The organism is Streptomyces sp. NPDC056224, from assembly GCF_042267665.1.
Classification (GTDB): domain Bacteria; phylum Actinomycetota; class Actinomycetes; order Streptomycetales; family Streptomycetaceae; genus Streptomyces.
Genome location: NZ_JBHJTK010000002.1, coordinates 110934 through 131058, shown reverse-complemented (window position 1 = coordinate 131058; position 20125 = coordinate 110934). Strand labels below are relative to the sequence as shown.

Genomic DNA, 20125 nt, shown 5'->3' with positions numbered 1-20125 from the left:
GGTCTCCTCGCGGCTGCTGCCGGCGGGCCGGCACGGGACGGTCGCTGACGACCGGCCCGCCGGGTCACCAGGTGACGTACAGGTCCTGCGGCGAGCGGTGGATCAGGGTGGGCCGGATCCGCGGCCGTGGACGGTCCCCGTCGAGTCGCAGATGCGGCATGCGGCGCGTGAACAGTTCCAGCGTCAGGCGGAGTTGTTCGCGCGCCAGCCGGGAACCGGGGCAGCCGTGGGGTCCGTGCCCGAAGGAGAGGTGGTGAAGGTTCCCGGGCCGGGTGATGTCGAACTCCCCAGGCCGCTCGTACCGCTCCTCGTCGCGGTTGGCCGAACCGTACGCCACCAGCACGGTGGCTCCTGCCGGAAGTTCCGTCCCGGCGAGGGTCACCGGCCGGGTGGTGGTCCGCCGGAAGGCCTGGACGGCGGTGTCATGGCGGGCGGCCTCCTCCACCGCGGCCGGGACGAGAGACGGATCGGCGCAGAGCATCCGCCACTGCCGCCGGTCGCCGAGCAGATGCAGCAGCGTGGTGCCGATGAGCGCGCTCGTCGTGAGGAATCCGGCGATCAGGAGGTTCTGCAGGTTCGCCACCGCTTCGTGGCGCTGCTCGATGGTGAGCCCGGCGTCGCCGGGAGCGAGGGCGGCCACCATGACCGAGCACATGTCGTCCCGGGGCCGGGCGCGCCGGTCGCGGACGTACCCGTCCAGCAGGTGCTGGAGCGCCACCACGTCCTCGGCGGCAGCCACCTGCCCCTCCGGCGAGAGCGGTCGGAACAGCAGTTCCTCGGCCCGGTAGCCGCCGTACACGGCCGCGGGCACGTCGGCGGGGTCCAGCCCGATCAGCCGTCCGACCACCATCCCGGGCAACCGCCGGGCGTACGCCTCCACCAACTCCGCGGACCCGTCCGCCGCGAAGCCGTCCACCAGCTCCCGCGCGCACGCGCGGGCGTACGGCACCAGCGCCGCCACCCGGGTGGCGGACAGCCCCCGGTTCAGCGGGGCCCGGTGCCGGCGGTGGGCCGCGCCGTCCGTGGACACGACGGTCGGCCGGGGGCCGAACCCCCGTGGCAGGACGCCGAGCGCCGCCTCCGAGAGCGCGACGTCCGGCAGCAGGGCGTTGGCCGAGGAGAAGTCCTCCGCGCGCAGCAGCACCTCCCGTACGTCCCGGTCCCGCGCCACCAGCCACGCGTCGAACTCGGGCACGTACGTCAGCCCCCCGGTCCGCCGGGCGCGGTCGTAGAGCGGGTACGGGTCGCGGTACAGCTCGTCACGCCGTGCCTGGTCGTCGTGCGACGTCACTGGGACCTCCGGATCACGATCACGGTCGGGGCCGGGCGGGGGCCACCGCCGCGGGTGACCTCCGGTGCGCCGGTCATCCTGCCCGACCCCCGCGCGGGCCGGTAGAGGGCCCGCAGCCCGGGCCGCCGGGCGGGCGAGGGCCCCGCCACCGGCTGCGGCCCCCGGGGCTCAGTAGCGCAAGGCCGCACCCGTCCGCGCCGACACGGTGCCGGACAGTTTGTGCGTACTGCGGGCCGTGCCCTGCCCCGTGCCCTTCCCGGGCACGTCCGAGACCGTCACCACCACGGTGTCGACCAGGCCGCCGCTCTCGTCCCTGAACTCGACCTGCACGGCGAAGGACTTCGTCGCGTCGTCGGTGTTCCGTACCGTCACGGGAACCGTCGTGTACCCGTCCCCGCCGGTCGTCACCGAACCCAGGGAAACCTGCTCCTTGGCATCGACCCCGTTCTTGACCTCAGCGAGCTTGCCCTTCGCGACCGCAGCGGCGGACTCGGCAGCCTTCGCCGCCTCGGCGGCGGCCGATGAGACCGCCTCGCCGGCCGACTTCACCGCCGACGCGGCGCCCGACACGGCGCTGGTCGGGCTTCCCCCGCCGTCCGAGCAGCCGGCGGCGCCGAGCACCACCAGCGAGAGCACCACACCTGCCGCGCCACGCATCCACGCGACCGTCGCCACCATGCCTCCAAGGGTGTTCCGGGCTTCCCAGTCAACGGCGCCGCAGCCCGGATGCCCAATGGACCGGGCATTCGGGTGGTGCCCGACACGGGAGTGCAGAGCCGGTCACGTCCGGGCCGAGGGCACCGGGCCGTCCCGGAGGGGGGTTCGCCGGGAGCGCGGCGTGTACCGGGACACCGCGACTCCGGCCAGGCAGAGAACGCCGCCGAGGAGGGTCAGCCATGCGGGTACCTCGCCCAGGAGGGCCCAGCTCAGCAGGACGACGATGGCCGGGACGGCGTACGTCGTCGCGCCCAGCTTGCCGGCGGGCATGCGTGCCAGGGCGTAGGTCCACGTGGTGAAGGCGAGGGCGGTCGGCACCGCGCCCAGGTAGACCATGTTCAGGGTCGCGGACACCGGTGCCTTCGGGACTTCCGCGAGGAGCTGCCCCGTGAAGGGCAGGCAGGCCGCCGTCCCCGTCAGACAGCTGTAGGCGGTGATCTGCAGGGGTGTTCCGTAGGAGAGCGCGGGCTTCTGGGCGACGACACCGGTCGCATAGGCCACTGCGGCGAGCAGGCAGAGTACGACCCCCAGTACGGGGGTGGAGCCGCCGTCGCCGGACGACATGGACAGGCCCACGACCACCGCTCCGACGAAGGAGACGGCCATGCCCACCAGCAGCCGCGGCGGAAGGGCCTCGCCGAGGAGGCGGGCCGCGAGAAGTGCCATGAGGATCGGCCCGGTGTTCACGAGCAGGGACGCCGTGCCCGCGTCGACCAGACGCTCACCCCAGTTCAGCGCGATCGTGTAGCCGCAGAACCACACCAGACCGGACAACAGGATTCCGCGCCAGGCTTCGCGTGGCGGCAGGCCCTGGCGGCGTATCAGGAGCAGGACGGCGAGCACGAGCGAGGCGGCCAGCAGCCTGCCGAGGGCCAGGGCCCCGGGTGAGTAGGCGGCGCCGGCGCTGCGGATGGAGACGAAGGCGGAGGCCCAGGCGAACACCGTGAAGGAGACGGCGCCGGCCGTGAGCAGGTGGGGCGGGATTCGACCCGTGCGGAACGTCATGGGAGCACACTACGGCGGCAACATTTCGGCGTCCACCGAAATGTTAACCTCGGAACTTGAACCGCGCGGCGGGTGGCAAGGGGGCGGACGGCGGGCGGCAGGCGGTCCGGTCCCCGCCCGCAGGACTCAGCCGACTCAGCTCCACGCTTCCGGCGTGATTCCCAGCAGGTCGCCGAAGGCCCGCTCTCCGGCCCCGGTCACCTCCAGGGCCCGCCCGCCGCCCGCCGGGCGTACCACCCATTCCTCCTGCAGCGCGTGCGCGCACAGCCGCGCCCCGGTGACGCCGCCCAGGTGGCGGCGCCGCTCGGTCCAGTCCAGGCAGGAGCTCGCCAGCGGCCTGCGCCCCTCGTGGCCGAGGTTGATGCCGGCCTCGGCGCACCAGGCCCGGCCGTCCTCCGTCAGCTCGAAGACGCCTGCCGTGCGCAGTAGCCCGCCCCGCTCCATCGCGTCGGTCACCGCCATGCCGAACCGCCCTGCGAAGTGGTCGTAGCAGGTCCGGGCACGTGCCAGCGGGTCCGGCGCGGCGACCACGGGTACCGCGTGCGCCGAGTCCCGGTCCGGAATCGCGTAGGAGGCGAGCTCGTCGACCAGGCGGGCGGTCGCGGCGTCGGCGATGCGCACGTAACTGTGGCGGCCCTGCCGCTCGGTCACGCAGATGCCCGCATCGAGCAGCCGGGTCAGGTGGCCGCTGACCGTGGAAGGCGCGACTGCGGTGATCCGCGCCAGCTCACCCGCGGTCCAGGCGCGTCCCTCCAGGAGCGTCATGCAGATGGCGGCCCGCGTCTCGTCGGCCAGGGCGGCAGCGAAGGCCGCGAGGCGGGCGGCGGGGGCCGGGCCGTCGGCAGGAGGCTCGGGATACGACTCGTTCATGGTGCCAGGATGCCCCATGAATTCGGTAAACAGCGAACAATCTTCTGGTGCCGGCCGTCGCGCGCAGGCCGTCGCGCCCGCGCCGTCGGGCCCGCGCCGCCGGGCCCGCGCCGTCGGGCCTGCGGACCGTTGCCCGCCCGGACGGGACCCGGATCCGCGGGCCGCTCCGGGCGCGCTCGTGGGGTGGCGCCCGGGCCGGTCGTCGGCCCGGGCACTCACTTCCGGCCTCCTACTCCATGAACCGGAAGTTCCACGCCTGGCGTTGGTCGCTGACGTCGAGTGGCCTCAGGGCGATACGGGGAGGGAAGATCCGCAGCAGACTGAGATCCAGGGCCAACTCCACTCCGTCGACCGGGCCTCCAGGCACGACGACGTGGAAGGTGTGCGGCTGCGCACTCTGGTAGAGCGTCCACTCACGCGGCTCGGGGAATCCGACGACCGGTTTGTTCATCTCCGGGTCGCCGTCGTAGGAGAGATAGGTTTCGCTCCGCAGATTGCGGATGGTGCAGGTGCCGTTGCTGAGGTTTTCCAGCTGCCATTCCTGCTCGCCGGGGTTGCCGGTGGGTGGCAGGAGGACGACGGGTGTCTTGGGCTCCGACGCCCCTTCTTCCAGCGTGAGCAGCTGGTCCGGGGGGCGGGTGATCATGTAGGTGCCGTTCGGTACAGGCGCCATGGCCGACTCCAGTTCTGAAACGCGGCGCCCGCGTGGGTCGCCGCTGGTCTTTTGGGCCGACGGATCCCTTCCCCGTCGACGCGCGACGAGGGTCGGAAAGGCTCTACGTCACCCTGGGGGAGTACGGCGGATGCGTCCCGGTGCTGAGGGTGCCCTCCTGTGCCTTCAGCGGCGCGTCGGTTGGCAGCTGGGCATCGGCGACCCTGCCGGCCTCCGCGTGATCTGCGGCGGGAGGCAGCGACAGCTGTTCAGGGACGCGAACCGGGCGACGGGATGTCGCGCACCGGTCACAAGCTCTTGAGGAGGTCTCCGAGGGGGGCGGGTACCTGATCGCCGTCCAGGGCTTCGACGAGGAGGCGGCCGTAGCGGATCTTGCGGCCCTTCTTCGTACCGAGGAAGCGCCGCAACTGCTGCTGCCGGGGGCGGCCGTGGTGCGCGGGCTGGCGCAGGAAGGTCTGCCAGGCCCGCACGTCGCCCTCGGCCTCGACGATCTCCTCGACCCTTGACGTGCCCAGCGCCCGGATGAGCTCGTCCTCCAGGTCCGCCACGCACACGAAGATGTCCTGGCGCGGGGCCCCTGCCCGATCCAGAGCGCGGTCGAAGAAGGGCTGCTCGCGCTCGTCGCACAGTCCTGCCAGGCGCAGGCCGAGGCCGGGCGGCCCGAGAAGGCTCGCGTACCGGCCGACACTCATCGCCCCGCCCATCGGCACCACGCACACCCCCTCGGCGTCCAGGTCCCTGCCCTGCAGTGCGGCCAGCGCCTCGACGGCCGCGAGGTCGCTCAGACCTTCGAGCAGTACCGCAGTCCGCACTCCCAGTCGCTCGGCCAGATCGCTCGCCGACCCGCCGGTCCCCCCAGCGGCTCGGCGGGTTACCTCGTTGCGGAACGCTCGCATGTCCTCCATGGAGTGAGTCTGCATCTCCTCCGACGGCAGGGCACGCAGTTTTCGGCGCTCCGACCCGACACGGCCGACGCAAATCGGGTGCGGGCACGGGGGAGGGGGGACGGGGGAGCGGGGACGTGGGCGGGCGCTGCTCGCGGGGCGGGCCCCTCTGGTCGTCTCGGACGCCATGGCCGAACGGCCCCAGGACGGACAGCGGTTCGGCCGCGGACGGACCCCGCCGGCTACCCCTCCGACGTCGGCGTGCTGCCGGCCTGCTCGCGCACCTCCAGCCACTCCTGGAGCTCGATCAGATTCCCTTCCGGATCCTCCAGGTAGGCGACCCGCATGCGCTCGCCCATCGGCCCCGGATCCCTGGTGAACCCGGCACCCCGCGAGGTCAGTTCGGCGTGGGTGGCGTCCAGGTCCTCCACCCGCAGCACCACCAGCGCGCGGTATCCCACCGGCTCCGCCCCCAACCGCCCCAGCATGCCCGCCATCTGCGCGCGGTCCTGCAGCGCGATCGCGGCGTGTCCGGTGTCGGGGCTGAGCTTGGCGTACGGGCCGCTCTCGGCCTCGAACTGCGGCTTGAGCCCGAGCACATCACGGTAGAAGCGGTAGACGGCGGGGAAGTCGGATACCAACAGGCGTATCTGGGTGAGTTCCATACCGGCCTTTCTAACCCAGTTTCGGATCCGGTTCGGCTGGATCGCGATCTTTGAGCGAGCCCCGCCGGAGTTCAGCGGTGCACGCACGCGCCGCTCCCCACCAGGGGCGGTCCCGGTGGTGGTGGGGAGCGACGGGCGCGACCCGCCACCGGCGGCTGTGCCGCGCCCTAAGCGGCGGCCAGGGCCTCCAGAGCGGGGACCGTTTCGGCCGGGGACGGGAGGGCGGCGTTCTCCGCCTGGAGGCGGGCTGCGGCCTCGCGCAGGGCCGGGTCGGTGACGAGGCGGGTGAGGAGCGGGGCGTCGACGTCGTCGGAGGCGGAGCGCAGGGCGGCGCCGGTCGCGGTCAGGGCGTCGGCATTGGTGAAGTGGTCGGCGCCCTGGGGGAGGAGGAGCTGGGGCAGGCCGGCCTGCAGGGCGGTGAGCAGGGTGCCGGAGCCACCGTGGTGGATCAGCGCATCGGAGGCGGTCAGCAACTCGGCGAGCGGGACCCAGGGCAGCGGGCGGACGTTGTCCGGGAGGGTGCCGAGCGGAGTGAGGTCGGCGTCGCCGACGGCGAGCAGGAACTCGGCGTCCACCGAGGCGGCGGCCTCGATCAGGCGGACTATGGCACGGACACCGTCCAGCTCGGTGAGCACCGTGCCCAGGGTGACGGCGACGCGCGGACGGGTGCCCCGGCGCAGCAGCCCGGCGGGGACGGTGCCGCCGCCGTTGTAAGGGAGGTAGCGCATCCGCAAGCCGCCCGGGTCGCCGCCGAGCGAGGCGGGGACGATGTTCAGCGCGGTGGGCTCGGCGGGTCCGGCCACCCCGTACGTCTCGTACGCCTCGGTGAAGTGGGCAGCGAACCGGCCGACCATGTCGAGGCCGGAGGTGACGCCGAAGTTCTGGATCACCGACGGGATCTTGAGCTTGGCCGCGACCAGCGGCGCGGAGGCCTGGAACGAGTCGTAGACCAGCAAGTCCGCGCCCCAGCCGCCGGCGGTTTCCAGCAGGCCGTCCACGGTGGGGCGGGAGACGAGCGCGAAGGCGCGGGCTGCCATGTCAAGGATCTGATCCGTAGTCATGTCGGGGTTGACGTAGCGCACCTCCTCGCCGGTGGACTGCTCGAACACGTCCCGGATGGTGCGGCCGTCGCCGATCTCGACGATCGGAAAACCGGCCTCGCGGAGCCGGTCCAGCGGCTGCGAGCTCGCGAACAGCACCTCGTGGCCGGCGGCGCGCAGAGCCTGCGCGGTCGGGATCATCGGGAAAAGGTGGCCGGCCGCGGCCGGTCCGGTGAAGAGTATGCGCACGGGTTCTCCTTGCCGTTGTTCTGCCGGTCGAGGACGAGTCGTGCGGGCTCGCCCCCGGTTCCCTTCGGTGAACTGACGGGCAGCAGCGTTGTGTTCCGCCTCGGGGATCGATAATCGGACGTTTTGCGACGGACACTTCCGGGCAGGGTGCCGAGCCGGTGGGAGGGAGCGGGTTGAGCTCGGTGCTCCGGTCGGCGACGACGGCGAACGCCAGGCCCCACCGGTTGCCATGGCCTTCTTGCCCTTCTTGGCCTTCTTGGCCTTCGTGCTCGCCGCCGCAGCGGCCGCGCTGCCGTCCCCACCACGGCCCGCCGGCAGCGCCCGCCCGCCTCCAGCACGTCACCCGGGCCGGCAGCGCGGGCGTGCTCCTGGGCAGAGGCCGGCAGGAGCCGCGGACGGCCGGAGTGTGATCACAACCAACTTCACGCGGCCCGGCGCACGGCCGGCCCCGACCGCGTTCCCGCAGGCCTGGCCGCGATGAACAGCGAACAGCGACGACCTTGAGGCACAGGGCACCTCAGGACGTGGACGTGGACGTGGACGCGGGATTCACGCGCGGCACCCGCGGTCGGCGCGAGTGCCCTCCTGGTTCCCCGGCTCCGCTGCCGGCCTCCTGGCGACGACCGTCACACGGCTCACCGCCGAGCCGGCCGCCGAGCCGAAGACCGCCGGTCCGGCCGGGCCCGGCACCGGGCCCGGCACCGAGGGCGTCACAGATGGCCGTGGCCCAGCGTCGCGCGGGCGGGGGAGTCCTGCCCGGACCGCCAGTGGGCGGGAGGCGGTTCACCCTGACCCACTCACACCGTCCCAGCCCACGGCGCGGCCGGGACCCGTGGATCGACACGCTGGAACCCAGGGTGGACCGTCCGACCAGATCCAGGGGAAACGGCCCTAAGACCCACGTCGGAGAGCCGCAGACCCCCGACCCGGCGAACTTGCGGGCACAGCGTTAGCCAAGGGCCTGCACCAGGCTGAAGAGGATCTTCTTGTCCTTGTCGGGGAACGCGGGGTCGGCCCGTTCGAGCCTGACCCTGACGCTCGCGCCGAGCTTCAGGTCGGCATCGGCCGAGGTGACCTTGCCCAGTACGGCGGGGTCCGCCAGCTGGACCAGTCCCGCCCGCGGATTCGACCGCGCTTCTTCCTCGTCGGTGTCGATGACCGTGGCGTCGAAGACGCCGCCCACCCGGTCCATGAGCAGTGCCGCCTCCACCAGGTCCACGGACTGCCGGTCCGCCGTACTCCCCTTCGCCTTCGCCATCCTGCCCGGCAGGTCGTCCAGGGCCGCGAGCACCCAGTCCGGCGGGGCCTGGCCCGCGCAGGCGGCCACGCACAGCTCACCGGTGTACCGGTCGACCAGACGCCGTAGTGGGGCCGTGCAGTGCGTGTACGGGGCCGCGAGCGCCGCGTGGGCCGTCTGCCCGGGGATGTGGTCGTGGTCGGGGAAGGACTTGTAGACCGATTTCAGCAGCAGGGCGCCGGCCGCCTCGTGGAGGAAGGCCGCGTGCTTCTGGTTGTTCGGATCGAGGGAGCGGATCAGCTTGGCGTACGAGACGTGATGCGGCCAGTCGATGCCCAGGCCCTGGGCGATGCGGTGCAGCCGCGTGACTTCGTTGGCCGGGGCCGTGTCCTGGATCCGGATGATGCCCGGACCGCTGTCCAGCATCATCCGGGCCGCGGCCATTCCGGTCATGAGGGAGATCTGTTCGTTCCAGCCGTCCACGGCCAGCGGCGCCCGGTAGCTCAGCCGGAACGATCCGTCCTCGAACGTGACCTCCTGGTCCGGCAGGGTGAGCGAGATGCCGCCCCGCGCGGCCTCGGCGGCCTCGCACAGGGTGCCGATGTCGCGCAGCAGGGCCACGGACTCCTCCGCGGTTCCGGAGTCGATGGCCTGCTGGACGCCCGCGTAGTCGAGTTTGGCCCGGCTGCGGACCATGGCCCGGCTCACGTGCGACGCGGTCACCTCGCCGTGGGCGTCGAGGTCGTGCTGCCAGAGCAGGGCGGGGACGGTCTGGCCCGGCAGCAGGCTGGCCGCGCCCTCGGAGAGCACGGGCGGGTGCAGGGCCACCTTGCCGTCGGGGAAGTACAGCGTCACGATCCGCTTGTGGGCCTCGGTGTCCAGTGCGCCGTCCGGCGTGACGAAGGCAGCCACATCGGCGATCGCGTAGTGCACGCGGAACCCGCCGCCGGCCCGCCGTTCCAGGTACATGGCCTGGTCGAGGTCCTTCGAAGTCGGCGGGTCGATCGTGAAGAGCGGCAGTTCGGTGGCGTCCTTGTCGGGCAGCCGGGGCGCGTGGGCGGCGGCGTCGGCCGCTTCGAGCACGGGTGCGGGGAAGGCCGTGGGGGCATGCAGCTCGGTCCGCAGCTTCTGCAAGGCGGTGCGCAGCGCGGCCTCGGCCGCGTCGGACATGTGCATAGAACGGCGTGGCATGCCCAGAGCGTAGGGCGGCGGGCGAGCACCGGCACGCCGGGGAGAACCGTCCGGGTGGAGCAGGGCGGGACGGGCCGCCGGCCGGAGGGCCGAGCCCATTACCGCCCCGCACCTTCTGCGCCCGCCGGGCTGGCCCACCGGACTGTCAGCGGGGCGTCGGACAATTACGATCATGGTTCACACTATTCCTCTGACCCTGCCCTCTTCGGTGGTGGACACCCACCGCGTCGATCTGGCCGCCAAGCCCTCCGAGGGGCTGTATTTCACGGTGCTCGACGTCGCCGCGGCTCCCTCCGGCGACACGTACGTGCTGTACATGGCGCGCCGCTACCGGGTGTTGACCGAGTTCTCGCAGGATCCAGCCGAGCAGAACTTCACGTACGGGCTCGTCACCCGGTACGCCCCCGACGGCTCGCCCGTGGATACGGCCCTGTTCGGGCAGCCCCACCCGGACGGCTCCCCCTCGGCACTACCCGAGCCATGGGACATGACCCTCGCGCTGCTCCCCGACGGAACCCTCGCCGTGAGCGGGAAACCGGGCAGCACCTTCCTTCTCTCCGCCGATCTGAGCCGGGTCCTGGAGGCCTGGCGGACGCCCCACAACTTTTCCGCCGAGGAGGCCGGACCGGGGGATCCGTACGCCACGTCCCTCTCGGTCACCCCGTCCGGCCGGCTGCTGGCCGTGACCTCCGAGTACGGACTGAGCAACTGGGCCGGAGCGCACCCCAACATCGTCGCCGTCTCGGATTCCGGCAGTGGCCTGGCTCCCGGCACCAAGGCCACGCTGCGGGCCATCGCCTCGCTCGACGGCCGGGCCGAGCGTCAGACCGAGGCCGACCTGCGCCCGCACCTCCGCTTCCAGGGCGCGCCGGTCGGCCGGGACAACCGGCCCTCGCCCACGCTGACCGAACTCGTCTCGGCCTACGCCACCCCCTACACGTACGTGGACTCCAAGCTCGGCCGGCCCGTGCCGCTCGGCGACGACCTCTTCGTTGTCCCGGTCTTCAGCCGCATCTACCGTTCCGGCAACCGGGGCGGGGCCTTCACCTTCGCCCTCCTCGACGACCAGGGCCGGATGGCAGGCCGCCTGGAAGGCCTGGACCTGTACAAGGACAGCCCCTTCACCGGCTTCTGCTTCACCGTGGTCGCCGACCCGCACCGAGGCCGCGCCTTCCACCTGAACCGGTACGGCCTCTACGCCTGGAGCGCGGACGGACAGCTGCGAGCCCGGATCTCCACCGAGGACAAGCCGTTCAAGGCCCTCACACACTTCGCCCTCATGGCCCCCACACCCGCCGGTGAACTCCTCCTCGTCCACCGCAAGCAGAACCTGCTGCTGCGCCTGCCGGTACCGGAGGACTTGGGTGATCTGCAGTCAGCCGTGGAGACCGCGCTGCGCACGTACGGCACCCAGCGCACCGCTCTGAAGAAGCGCTCCGCCCCCGTGAACTGGCACTGGGTCGACGAGTCGGCGCTGGTGCACCGGCTCTGAGCCCGCCGTTCGACTGCTGCCCCCGGCGGCTGTGCCGGCGGTTTCCGCTCCAGGCTCGACCTCTGTGGAGCCGCCGTGTCAAGGACGCGCTGAACCAGCGGGCCGACCGGCGAGCCCGTGGACGGGCCGGTCGTCCGAGGCGGTGGCCGGCTGCGGGACCTCGACGACGAAGAACAGGAAGGTGGGTTTGCTCGAAAGGTCAGGGAACTCGTCGGGGAACAGCTCACGGGCGGCCGGGTCGGGCTGCGGCTCGCTGACGACGGCAAGGCGGAAACCGGTGGTGGTGAAGGCCTCGGTCATCGCGTGCAGTGACTTGCGCCAGAACCTCATCGGGACGGGCCGCCCGTTGAAAGTCCAATCGAAGGCATAGCTGGTGGTCGCAAAGTAGTCCGGCCGAGGATCCTGGATCGTGTAGGCCACGAAGGGGTGGTCCACCGACGCGATCAGCCGGCCGCCGGGCCTGAGCACCCGCCGCAACTCGGCGAGCGTCGGCCCCCAGTCCTCCAGGTAGTGCAGCACCAGCGACGCCACCACGTCGTCGAACGAACCGTCGGCGAACGGCAGGCGGTCACCCAGGTCGACCACGTGCAGTGCCGCGTCGTCACCCAGCCGCCGCCTTGCCAGCGCCAGCATTCCGGCGCTGGCGTCGATGCCGGTGACCGCCGCACCGCGGTCGCGCAGCGCGGCGGACAGGGGGCCCGAGCCGCAACCGGCGTCCAGGATCCGACGGCCGGCCACGTCTCCCGCGAGGGCCAGCATCGCGGGCCGCTCGTAGTACGCGTTCACGAGATTGTTCTCGTTCTCCGCCGCGTACGCCTCGGCGAAACTGTCGTAGTCGTTCACCCGGTCCCGACCTGCGGGGGCGAGGCTCTCGGGTAATTCGGTCGCGCGTTCCATCGTCGCAGCCTAGATGATCGATCCCAGGGGATCGGCTGCACGCATGGAACGAGGGCGTCCAACGTCAGTGTGTGAAGACAGAGTTGGACACCCTCGCGACCGCACTCCCGGTCAAGACCGACGACCTGCTGAAGGCGTCGCCGCATCCCGGCAATGACCGCCGCTATCCGGCACGACGACCACACAGGACAGCCCGTCCTGCGGTCACTGACCGCCTATGACCACTGACCTCTTGGGTCCATCCTCTAGGTCGGGAGCCGACGGTTTGCTGTAGAAATCGAATGCCACTGAACACAGGGGCCCGGCGGCTCGGTCCGCGACGTGGTCGTCGGAGCGGCGATTCTGGGGGTGCGGAAGTGTGGCTGAACGTGTCGAACGAGGATCTTCCCGCGAAGGAGCAGTTGCCTTTCTGGGCTGAGCTGGTGTCGCGTGAGCTGGCACCGCTCACCCTCAGCAGCGCGAACGCCACAGTGGGCTTTCGCGCGTGGGCCTCGGTGCTGGACCTCGACTCCGTGCGGGTGGCCGCGTTCAGCAGCCCGCCCGCGCACCTGAGACGCACCTGGGCGGACGTCCGGCGGGCCGACCCGGGCACGTACCAGCTGACGTTCGTCTCCGGCAGCCCACTGTGGATCAGCCAGCGGCGCCAGGACTCCGGGCTGGTGCTCGGCGACATGGTGCTCTTTGACGTCTCACACCCGTTCGAGGGCGCAGTACCCGACGAAGGCCGTAACACCCAGGTGGTCATCATGCAGCTGCTGCGCGAGGAGTTGCCGCTTCCACCGAACAAGGTCCACCGGCTCCTCGCCCAGCCCCTGTCGACCCGCAGCGGCATGGGAGCGATTCTCGCCCGGTTCATGACGACACTGGACGCCTACGGCCCCGACTGCAACCCGCCCGATCTGAGCCGATTAGGGGCGATGGCGCTCGACCTGGCGGGCGCCTGCCTGGCCCAGCACCTCGACGCCTACGACGACCTTCCGGCCGAGACCCGCCGACAGGCCATGCTGGCACGCGCCAACGCCTTCATCGACCACAACCTCGGCGATCCGGACCTGGGACCGGCGGACATCGCGGCACACCACCACATCTCCGTGCGCTCCCTGCACGCGCTCTTCCAGCAGCAGGGGGAGACCGTGGCGGCCTCGATACGCCGGCGCCGCCTGGAACGCTGCCGCGCCGACCTCACGGACCCCCGGATGCGGCGGCGGTCGATCAGCGCCATCGCCGCCCGGTGGGGGTTCCTGCGCCCGGCGGACTTCAGCCGGGCGTTCCGCGCCGCGTACGGCGTGACGCCCAGAGAGCTCCGGCAGGCGGCGCCGCGCAGTCTGCCGGATGCGCAACGGGCTTCGCTGAGCGACAAGTAACGCCGCACGCATTGCCAACTCGCGGCCGACGGCGCGCGCCACGATGTGAGGGAACGGGGGAGCGCGGGGCCCCAGCGCCATACAAGGCCCCGGCTCGACACGGCCGCTGCCGCCCCCGTCCCGGGCAACCGCACAGCGCAAGGCGGGCGCCCGGCCGAAGGGTGGTACCACCGACTCTCAAAGGGGGAAAGCGCTTTGAAGCCCAGACTGCCCGCCCGCACCCTCACAGCCGCCACCGCAGCCGGTCTCATGCTGCTCGGCTTCACCGGCTCCGCGAACGCCCATGTCGTGTACGAACGACCGTGGCGCTACCAGGGCCCCGAAATCTGCACCAAGACCTACGCCGAGATCTCCAACGGCTACGACAACCGCGGGTACTCCGTCGGCGGGATCGAGGTGTGGGGATACAACGCTGGCTGGTGCAAGATGCACTACGAGCAGCCCGCCGGATACATCGCGGTCCAGTTCGAAGTCCTCGCGTACGACGTGCCTTCGAACGTCTGGTTCCGCTGCAACAACCTGATCACCGGTTGGAACTACAACTCGAGCCCGGGCTGGGACCCGTCCTGGTACCTACGGCCCAACCTCGCCTGCGGCGACCGCTGGTACGCCACCAACGCGGGTGCCTTCGCCTGGAACGGCACCGAGTGGCGAGGCGGCTGGGCCGCGTCCGGCAACCATTGGCTGGCCGCGCCAACCCTCACCGCGTCCAAGCCCGACCCGGCACCGGAGATCAGCGCGAAGGAAGCGGTCCGTCAGGGCCTCGTTCGCAATGGCTCACCCACCGGCCCGCGCCTGACCCCGGCCGCGCTCACCACAGCCAAGCCCAGTCACGACCCGCGCACCGGGCCTGCGCCCGCCGGCACCGATCCGAACGTGGTCTACGTGCCGTAGGTCCGGCACCACGATGGCCCCGCCGCCCCTCCCCAGGGGCGACGGGGCCGTCCCACACCCACACCCGTACCGGCGGTCGTGGCCTACATCCAGCGGCGCGCGCGGCGCCGCGAGCTCCGCGGCGTGGCCCGGATGACGGCCGATCTGGGCAAGCCGTATCGCCCGCAGGACGCGGACCGGAACCTGGCAAGCGCGCTCGTGTGGGCCCGGAAGAACAACGGCGGCCGGCTCACAGCAGCCGACGTCCGCGACGTCCTGGAGAAAGCCGCCTGGGGCCACAAGGTCATCACGCCCGTGCTGGACCTTCGACGCCCGGGCCCGTCGGGCCCTGCGGGGGTCGTCGGTGAGCCGGTACGCGCAGAACCGGGGCGGGTCGAACGGGCGTCGCCGGGGTGTCAGTGCGCGACCAGGATCTTCGCAGCGACGAGGACCAGCCCGAGGAAGAGGTTGACCACACCGGTGACGACGATCATGCGGCGCGGGGCACCGAATCTGACGAGACCTGCGGTGGCCCACATCACCTGCCCGGCGAGGGCGACACCGAGCGCCACCCATCCGGTTTCTTCGAGCCCGAGGCCCAGGGCCGAGCACACCATGACGGCGACGACCGGCGGGAGTGCGGCCCCGATGATCGGCAGCTCCCTGCGCGACTCCCACCGGATCCTCTCCCATGACAGCGCCTGATGGGTCAGACGGTCGCCCACGACGCGGACGTAGACGTGAGTGATCCAGAACACCAGGCCGGTGGTGAGCAGCATGACCACGAGCTGGAGCCTGGGGAAGGGGCCCACCGTTCCCGCCGTGGCGATGACCGAGGCGGCGAGGAGCGAGCCGTAGACCGCGCCGGAGTAGTCACGGGCCTTTGGCTCATCCGTTCTTTCGGGACTGCGAGGATCCATGCCCTCAGGATGTCGAGCGGTCCGGCGTGTGCGGCGGCACCGCGCCTGGCAGGAGTCGACAGGTTTTGAGAAGGCGCGGGCATGTGCTTGGGCAGCGGGGGTCTCACCGCCCGGAACGACTCCCGCGGTCGCTCCGGCACCAGTCCTCAACCAAGGCCGTCGGACACGGCCTCCTGCACCGGTGCCGGGCCTGCCGACGGGTCGGAGGACCACCGGGGTGCCCCGAAACGCGCGAGGTAATGCCACACCTTCTTGATCGCCTGCGGGTCGTGGATGCCAACGCGTGCGGCGTCTCCGACGATGCGAGGAGTGAGAACGCCGTCAACGGCGATCCTCGCGCCCAACTCGACGTGTTCCCGGCCACGGTAGTCGGGGTGGAGGCAGAGTTCCTCGGTCGTGAGTCGGAAGCCGGAGTGCCATTCCACAGGGCAGGCAAGACGCCGGGCCGCCGCATCCACCTCCGTACCCTGGTAGCAAGGGTCAAGGACCAGTGCCTCCACATGGTGCTCGAGCCGGACAGGCCCATGGACCTGCGCCTCGATGTAGTCGTCGAGGGCGTCCTGGGCATCAGCCTGTGCGAGCTCGACCAGCTGCATGCGAGCGGCGACGCCGAAGTCCGACGGCTCGAAGAAGCTGTCCGGGTAGCAGAACGTCGTCCGCGCCAGCGTCCGGGCGGTCAGCCGGAAGTGTGCGGAGCCGAACCGCGGCGCCGCGCCGACCTGCTTGCGGCGGAAGTTCAGCGCACCGTATACGGGCCGTTCATGAGCCGGCGCGTCGTCGTAGGCCCCGTCGAAGATCCGGCTTTCCCAGCGCCACCGGTCTCCGCCGGGATACGCGGTCAGCCCACCGTTGCTCGTCCCCGTCACGAACTGCGAGCGGTAGCTGCCGTCCTCGCCCAAGACCTCCAGGAACGGCCTGTCGTACGCCAGACGGTCAGGATGGAAATTGAGGGTCACCCGCAGCGCCGGATCCACCGCAGGACCCGACGACAGCTCCGTGACATGGCGAAGGGCCCGTTCCTGCGGTGTCCGGAAGCCTTCGACACTCATCTGCGCAGTGTCCCCCAAGCTGATCGCCGGGTGCACTTGGATTTCCCCGCCTCACGGTCTGTCAGGGGCAGAACCCTCGACCGACCGCTGATCAGGGCGATCTCTCGGCCGCCAGGGCGGGACGTGCGCCACCGAATCGAGCGCCCCGGGCATCGGCCGGCCGGCTACCCCCGATGATCCGTGCCGGCCCGCGCGCGCCGTCGGTGGCCTCGCGACGGGCGTCGGCGATCTCGTCGCCGTACTCCCGGCGGCAGGCGGCCGGTCAGAAAAGTTCTCGCCGGATTCCTGATGACGGAACCACGCCGTATCCCCGGGCGTTACTCCTCGCAAGTGCGGTGGTACGGAGGGTGGTGTCAGGTGGATCCGATTTCGGTGGGCCTGCTGGCGGCATTGGCCGGTGGTGCCGGCGGCGAGCTGGGGCGAGAGGCCTGGCTGGGGCTCCGCGCGCTCGTGCGGCGGCCATCGAGGAATGGCGGCGGGGCCGTGGATGAACCCCAGCCCGGGGAGGAAGAGCTGGCGGAGCTGGAGCAGGCTCCGGCCGACCCGGCAGCCGCACGGGCGCTGAGTGCGGCGCTGGCCGCACGGGCCGCCGCGGACCCGAACGACCTGGCCGAGCTTCAGCGATGGCACGAACAGGCGCGACGCCTGCGCTTCGAGGGCGGCACCGTGCGCAACACGATCAGCGGCGGCACCTTCTACGGTCCCGTCGCCCAGGGCGGCGACTTCTCCAGGGGCTCCTTCACCGCCGGGCCGCCGCCGGACGGTCCCGCACCCCGTACACCTCCGGCTCAGGGCTGAACAGCCGTGAACGGGCCGGACGACCGGCACGCGGACGATGTGCACGCCTCGGTGTCGAACCGCATCGAGGGCGGGGTGTTCTTCAGCGAGGTGTTCATGGGCAGGAGCATCACCGTGCACCTGCCCCCGGCGATCACGCCCGCCCTGTCCGGCCTGCCCGCCGCCGCCCCCACCTTCACCGGTCGCGACGATCAGGTGCGTGACCTGTTGCAGAGCCTCGCCCCGCCGGCCACCACACCGGGGCCGGCGACGCCGACGCCCGGAGTCACCGGCCTGGGCGGGGTGGGCAAGACCGAACTCGCCGTACAGGTGGCGGCGCAGGCTCTCCGGCAGCCGGGCTGGTTCCCGGGCGGCGTCCTGTTCGTCGACATGTTCGGCTACGACAGCGAGCGCCGGCTGTCTCCCGAAAACGCCCTGGACCAGATGCTGCGCGCCCTGGGCATGCCAGGTGAGCACATCCCTGCCGATCTCCAAGCCCTCACCCGGCTCTATCGCAGCGTCCTGGACGCCTTCGCCGAGCAGGGCCGGCGCCTCCTGATCGTGATCGACAACGCCTCCGACCACAGCCAGGCCGCCCCCTTGCTGCCCACCGACGGCGTCAACAGGGCACTCGTGACCTCGCGCGAGACCCTCGGTCTGCTCGGCGCCCGCTTCCTGGAACTCGGCGTTCTGGACGTCCCCGACGCCACCGCGCTGCTGCACCGGGCGCTCACCGTTGCCCGCCCCACCGACTCTCGCGTCGCCGACCGTCCTGACGATGCCGCCGCCATCGCACGGTTGTGCGGCGGACTCCCCCTCGCCCTGCAGATCACCGCCGCACTGCTGGCGGAGGACCCGGCCCGGCCGCTGGCGGCCATGGCCGACGACCTGCAGGACGAGCACTGCCGTCTGGATGAACTCAGCTACGTCGATACCGCCGTGCGTGCCGCCTTCGATCTGTCCTACCGCCGGCTGCCCGCCGAAGAGGCGCGGCTGTTCCGGCTGCTGCCGGTGAATCCCGGCCCCGACATCTCCACCGCGGCCACCGCAGCCCTCGTACAAGGCAAGCACGCTGTCGTGCGCAGGCGTTTGGAGGCGCTCGCCCGCTCCCACCTGATCGAGCGCGGCAGCGTCTACGGTCGTTGGCGCATGCACGACCTGGTCCGCCTGTTCGCCGACGAACTGTCCTCGGACGCCACCGACAGCACGGAGGCGAGCGGACGAGGACCGGCGTTCACCAGTCTCCTGGACCACTACCAGACCACCGCGCGCGCCGCCTCCGCCCACCTGGATCCTACGGCCGATTGTTCAACGGGTAATTCATTTCCTTCTCGCGACGAGGCTCTGGAGTGGCTGGACGGCGAATATCCCAACCTGTCCGCAGCCGCCTTTGCCGCCCGCAACGCCGGCCGCACGGCCTCGGCCCGCGACCTGCCGCTGATCCTGGAGCGCTTCCTCGACTGGCGACGGCATTTCCACCACTCGATCACCCTCCAGACCATGGCCCTGGAGGCTGCGCAGGAGCTGAACGACGACTACGGACAGATCCGGGCGCTGAACGCCCTCGGGTCTGCCCTCCGCGAGGTGCGGCGCGTCCAAGAGGCCGTTACCGCGCACCGGCGCGCCGCCCGGATGTGCCATGAGGCAGATGATCAGTTCGGCGAAGCGGTGGCGCTGGCGAACCTCGGCAACTCCCTCCAAGCCGCACGACAGTTCGAGGAGGCCGTGACCGTCCTGGAGGCGGCGACACGTCTCTTCCAGGAACTCGGCCAGGTGTACAGCTACGGCATGGCCATGGGAAGTCTTGGGAACGCCCTGAGCCACGTGAGGCGGTTCGAGGAGGCGATCCACGCCCACGCGCTCGCCGCACGGATCTGCAAGGACCAGGGTGACCGCCACGGGGAAGGGATGATGCTGGGAAATCTCGGCAACTCCCTGCGACGGGTGGGCCGGTTCGAGGAAGCGCTCGAGGCTCACCGGGAGGATGTCAGAATTGCCGGCGAACTCGGGGATCGCGGCGGCGGACGGGCGTGGACCAACCTCGGACTCGCCCTGGAGCAAGCCGAACGCTTCGACGAGGCAGTCACCGCGCTGGAGCGCTCCCTGGAGCTGCTGCGGGATACCGATGACCGGCACGGCCAGAGCGTGGCGCTCGGCAGCCTCGGGAACGTTCTGTTCCAGATGGGCAGAACGGACGAAGCCGTCAGCTCCCACCGGCAGTCCGCGGAAATCTGCCGCGATCTGTCCGACCGGCACGGTGAGGCCACGGCGATGACCAATCTCGCGAGTGCGCTGCGGCGATCGGGAGAATTCGAGGAGGCAGTCACCCTGTGCCGCCCGGCTGCGCAGGCATTCCGTGAGCTCGCGGACCAGCCGGGCGAAGGCATCGCCCTGAACAACCTGGGGTTCGCCCTGGACGAACTGGGACGCTGGGAGGAGAGCATTTCCGTTCGTCAACGGGCGATCCAGCTGTTCGGTGACCTCGGAGACAGCAAGAACGAAGGTGCTGCGGTGACCTGCTTGGCCATGGCGCTGGTGCACCTCGGGCGCTTCAAGGAGGCGATCGTCGCCCTGCAGCCGGCCGTGCAGTTCTCCCGTCGGCTTGCCGACCGGCACGGTGAAGGGATGCTGCTCGGACATCTGGCCGACGCTCTGCGGGAGGAAGACCGCTTGGAGGAGGCCGTGTCCGTGGGACGGGCGACCGTCCGCGTCTTTCGCGAGCTCGGAGACCGGGACAACGAAGGCGCCGCCCTGACCAACCTCGGCATTGCCCTGGGCCGGTCACATCGGCTTGAGGAGGCAGTCACGGCCTGTACCTCCGCCCACCAGATCTTCCGCGAAAACGGCGATCACCTCAACGAGGAGAAGGTCCTGCTCATTCTCGGACTCCTCGGCGCGGGCGGCTGAGCTTCCCGCGCAGGAGCAAGCCGC

At 71.2% G+C, this 20125-nt stretch carries 17 protein-coding genes; 5 read left to right on the top strand and 12 right to left on the bottom strand.

Annotation, left to right across the window (positions count from 1 at the left end):
* Nucleotides 1-64: 64 nt before the first annotated feature.
* The 9 genes from ACFCZ1_RS04660 to ACFCZ1_RS04620 all read right to left on the bottom strand — a co-directional run bounded on the left by ACFCZ1_RS04660 (nucleotide 65) and on the right by ACFCZ1_RS04620 (nucleotide 9822).
* Nucleotides 65-1291 (bottom strand): cytochrome P450, encoded by a 1227-nt coding sequence (locus ACFCZ1_RS04660; RefSeq protein WP_376676889.1) that lies wholly within the window; start codon nucleotides 1289-1291, stop codon nucleotides 65-67.
* A 168-nt stretch (nucleotides 1292-1459) separates the two neighbouring features.
* Nucleotides 1460-1969 carry a hypothetical protein gene (locus tag ACFCZ1_RS04655; protein WP_376676888.1) on the bottom strand — a complete coding sequence of 170 codons (510 nt, stop codon included), beginning with the start codon at nucleotides 1967-1969 and terminating at the stop codon, nucleotides 1460-1462.
* 102 nt (nucleotides 1970-2071) lie between these two features.
* Nucleotides 2072-3013 carry a DMT family transporter gene (locus ACFCZ1_RS04650; RefSeq protein ID WP_376676887.1) on the bottom strand — a complete coding sequence of 314 codons (942 nt, stop codon included), beginning with the start codon at nucleotides 3011-3013 and terminating at the stop codon, nucleotides 2072-2074.
* A gap of 135 nt (nucleotides 3014-3148) precedes the next feature.
* Nucleotides 3149-3883 carry an ArsR/SmtB family transcription factor gene (locus ACFCZ1_RS04645; protein WP_376676886.1) on the bottom strand — a complete coding sequence of 245 codons (735 nt, stop codon included), beginning with the start codon at nucleotides 3881-3883 and terminating at the stop codon, nucleotides 3149-3151.
* Between the two features lie 229 nt (nucleotides 3884-4112).
* Nucleotides 4113-4556: a hypothetical protein gene (locus ACFCZ1_RS04640; protein ID WP_376676885.1), complete on the bottom strand. Its 444-nt coding sequence runs from the start codon at nucleotides 4554-4556 to the stop codon at nucleotides 4113-4115.
* 287 nt (nucleotides 4557-4843) lie between these two features.
* Nucleotides 4844-5461, bottom strand: a complete 618-nt coding sequence (locus ACFCZ1_RS04635) for a TOPRIM nucleotidyl transferase/hydrolase domain-containing protein (RefSeq protein ID WP_376676884.1) — start codon at nucleotides 5459-5461, stop codon at nucleotides 4844-4846.
* Nucleotides 5462-5682: 221 nt separating this feature from the next.
* Complete coding sequence (locus ACFCZ1_RS04630) at nucleotides 5683-6105, bottom strand: VOC family protein (RefSeq protein WP_376676883.1); 423 nt, start codon at nucleotides 6103-6105, stop codon at nucleotides 5683-5685.
* A gap of 167 nt (nucleotides 6106-6272) precedes the next feature.
* Complete coding sequence (locus tag ACFCZ1_RS04625) at nucleotides 6273-7394, bottom strand: nucleotide disphospho-sugar-binding domain-containing protein (protein WP_376676882.1); 1122 nt, start codon at nucleotides 7392-7394, stop codon at nucleotides 6273-6275.
* Nucleotides 7395-8343: 949 nt separating this feature from the next.
* On the bottom strand, nucleotides 8344-9822 hold the full coding sequence (locus ACFCZ1_RS04620; RefSeq protein WP_376676881.1) for an RNB domain-containing ribonuclease: 1479 nt from the start codon (nucleotides 9820-9822) through the stop codon (nucleotides 8344-8346).
* 172 nt (nucleotides 9823-9994) lie between these two features.
* On the opposite strand from ACFCZ1_RS04620, the gene ACFCZ1_RS04615 reads away from it, so the two are divergent.
* Entirely contained in the window at nucleotides 9995-11314 is a 1320-nt protein-coding gene (locus tag ACFCZ1_RS04615) for a hypothetical protein (RefSeq protein WP_376676880.1), read from the top strand.
* Nucleotides 11315-11392: 78 nt separating this feature from the next.
* Here the strand turns inward: ACFCZ1_RS04615 and ACFCZ1_RS04610 are convergent, their stop codons facing one another.
* On the bottom strand, nucleotides 11393-12211 hold the full coding sequence (locus tag ACFCZ1_RS04610; protein ID WP_376676879.1) for a class I SAM-dependent methyltransferase: 819 nt from the start codon (nucleotides 12209-12211) through the stop codon (nucleotides 11393-11395).
* A 401-nt stretch (nucleotides 12212-12612) separates the two neighbouring features.
* Between ACFCZ1_RS04610 and ACFCZ1_RS04605 the strand changes: the two genes are divergently transcribed.
* Together ACFCZ1_RS04605 and ACFCZ1_RS04600 are read left to right on the top strand one after the other, a co-directional pair.
* Entirely contained in the window at nucleotides 12613-13575 is a 963-nt protein-coding gene (locus tag ACFCZ1_RS04605) for a helix-turn-helix domain-containing protein (protein ID WP_376676878.1), read from the top strand.
* A gap of 195 nt (nucleotides 13576-13770) precedes the next feature.
* Nucleotides 13771-14469 carry a hypothetical protein gene (locus tag ACFCZ1_RS04600; protein WP_376676877.1) on the top strand — a complete coding sequence of 233 codons (699 nt, stop codon included), beginning with the start codon at nucleotides 13771-13773 and terminating at the stop codon, nucleotides 14467-14469.
* A gap of 395 nt (nucleotides 14470-14864) precedes the next feature.
* Here the strand turns inward: ACFCZ1_RS04600 and ACFCZ1_RS04595 are convergent, their stop codons facing one another.
* The gene (locus tag ACFCZ1_RS04595; protein WP_376676876.1) at nucleotides 14865-15368 is read right to left on the bottom strand and encodes a hypothetical protein; all 504 of its coding nucleotides are present in this window, start codon (nucleotides 15366-15368) and stop codon (nucleotides 14865-14867) included.
* 146 nt (nucleotides 15369-15514) lie between these two features.
* Nucleotides 15515-16417, bottom strand: coding sequence for a DUF3626 domain-containing protein (locus tag ACFCZ1_RS04590; protein WP_376676875.1), 903 nt, complete (start codon nucleotides 16415-16417; stop codon nucleotides 15515-15517).
* A gap of 483 nt (nucleotides 16418-16900) precedes the next feature.
* Between ACFCZ1_RS04590 and ACFCZ1_RS04585 the strand changes: the two genes are divergently transcribed.
* The gene (locus ACFCZ1_RS04585; RefSeq protein ID WP_376676874.1) at nucleotides 16901-17215 is read left to right on the top strand and encodes a hypothetical protein; all 315 of its coding nucleotides are present in this window, start codon (nucleotides 16901-16903) and stop codon (nucleotides 17213-17215) included.
* Nucleotides 17216-17311: 96 nt separating this feature from the next.
* The gene (locus ACFCZ1_RS04580) at nucleotides 17312-20101 is read left to right on the top strand and encodes a tetratricopeptide repeat protein (protein WP_376677101.1); all 2790 of its coding nucleotides are present in this window, start codon (nucleotides 17312-17314) and stop codon (nucleotides 20099-20101) included.
* The last annotated feature ends 24 nt before the right edge of the window (nucleotides 20102-20125 follow it).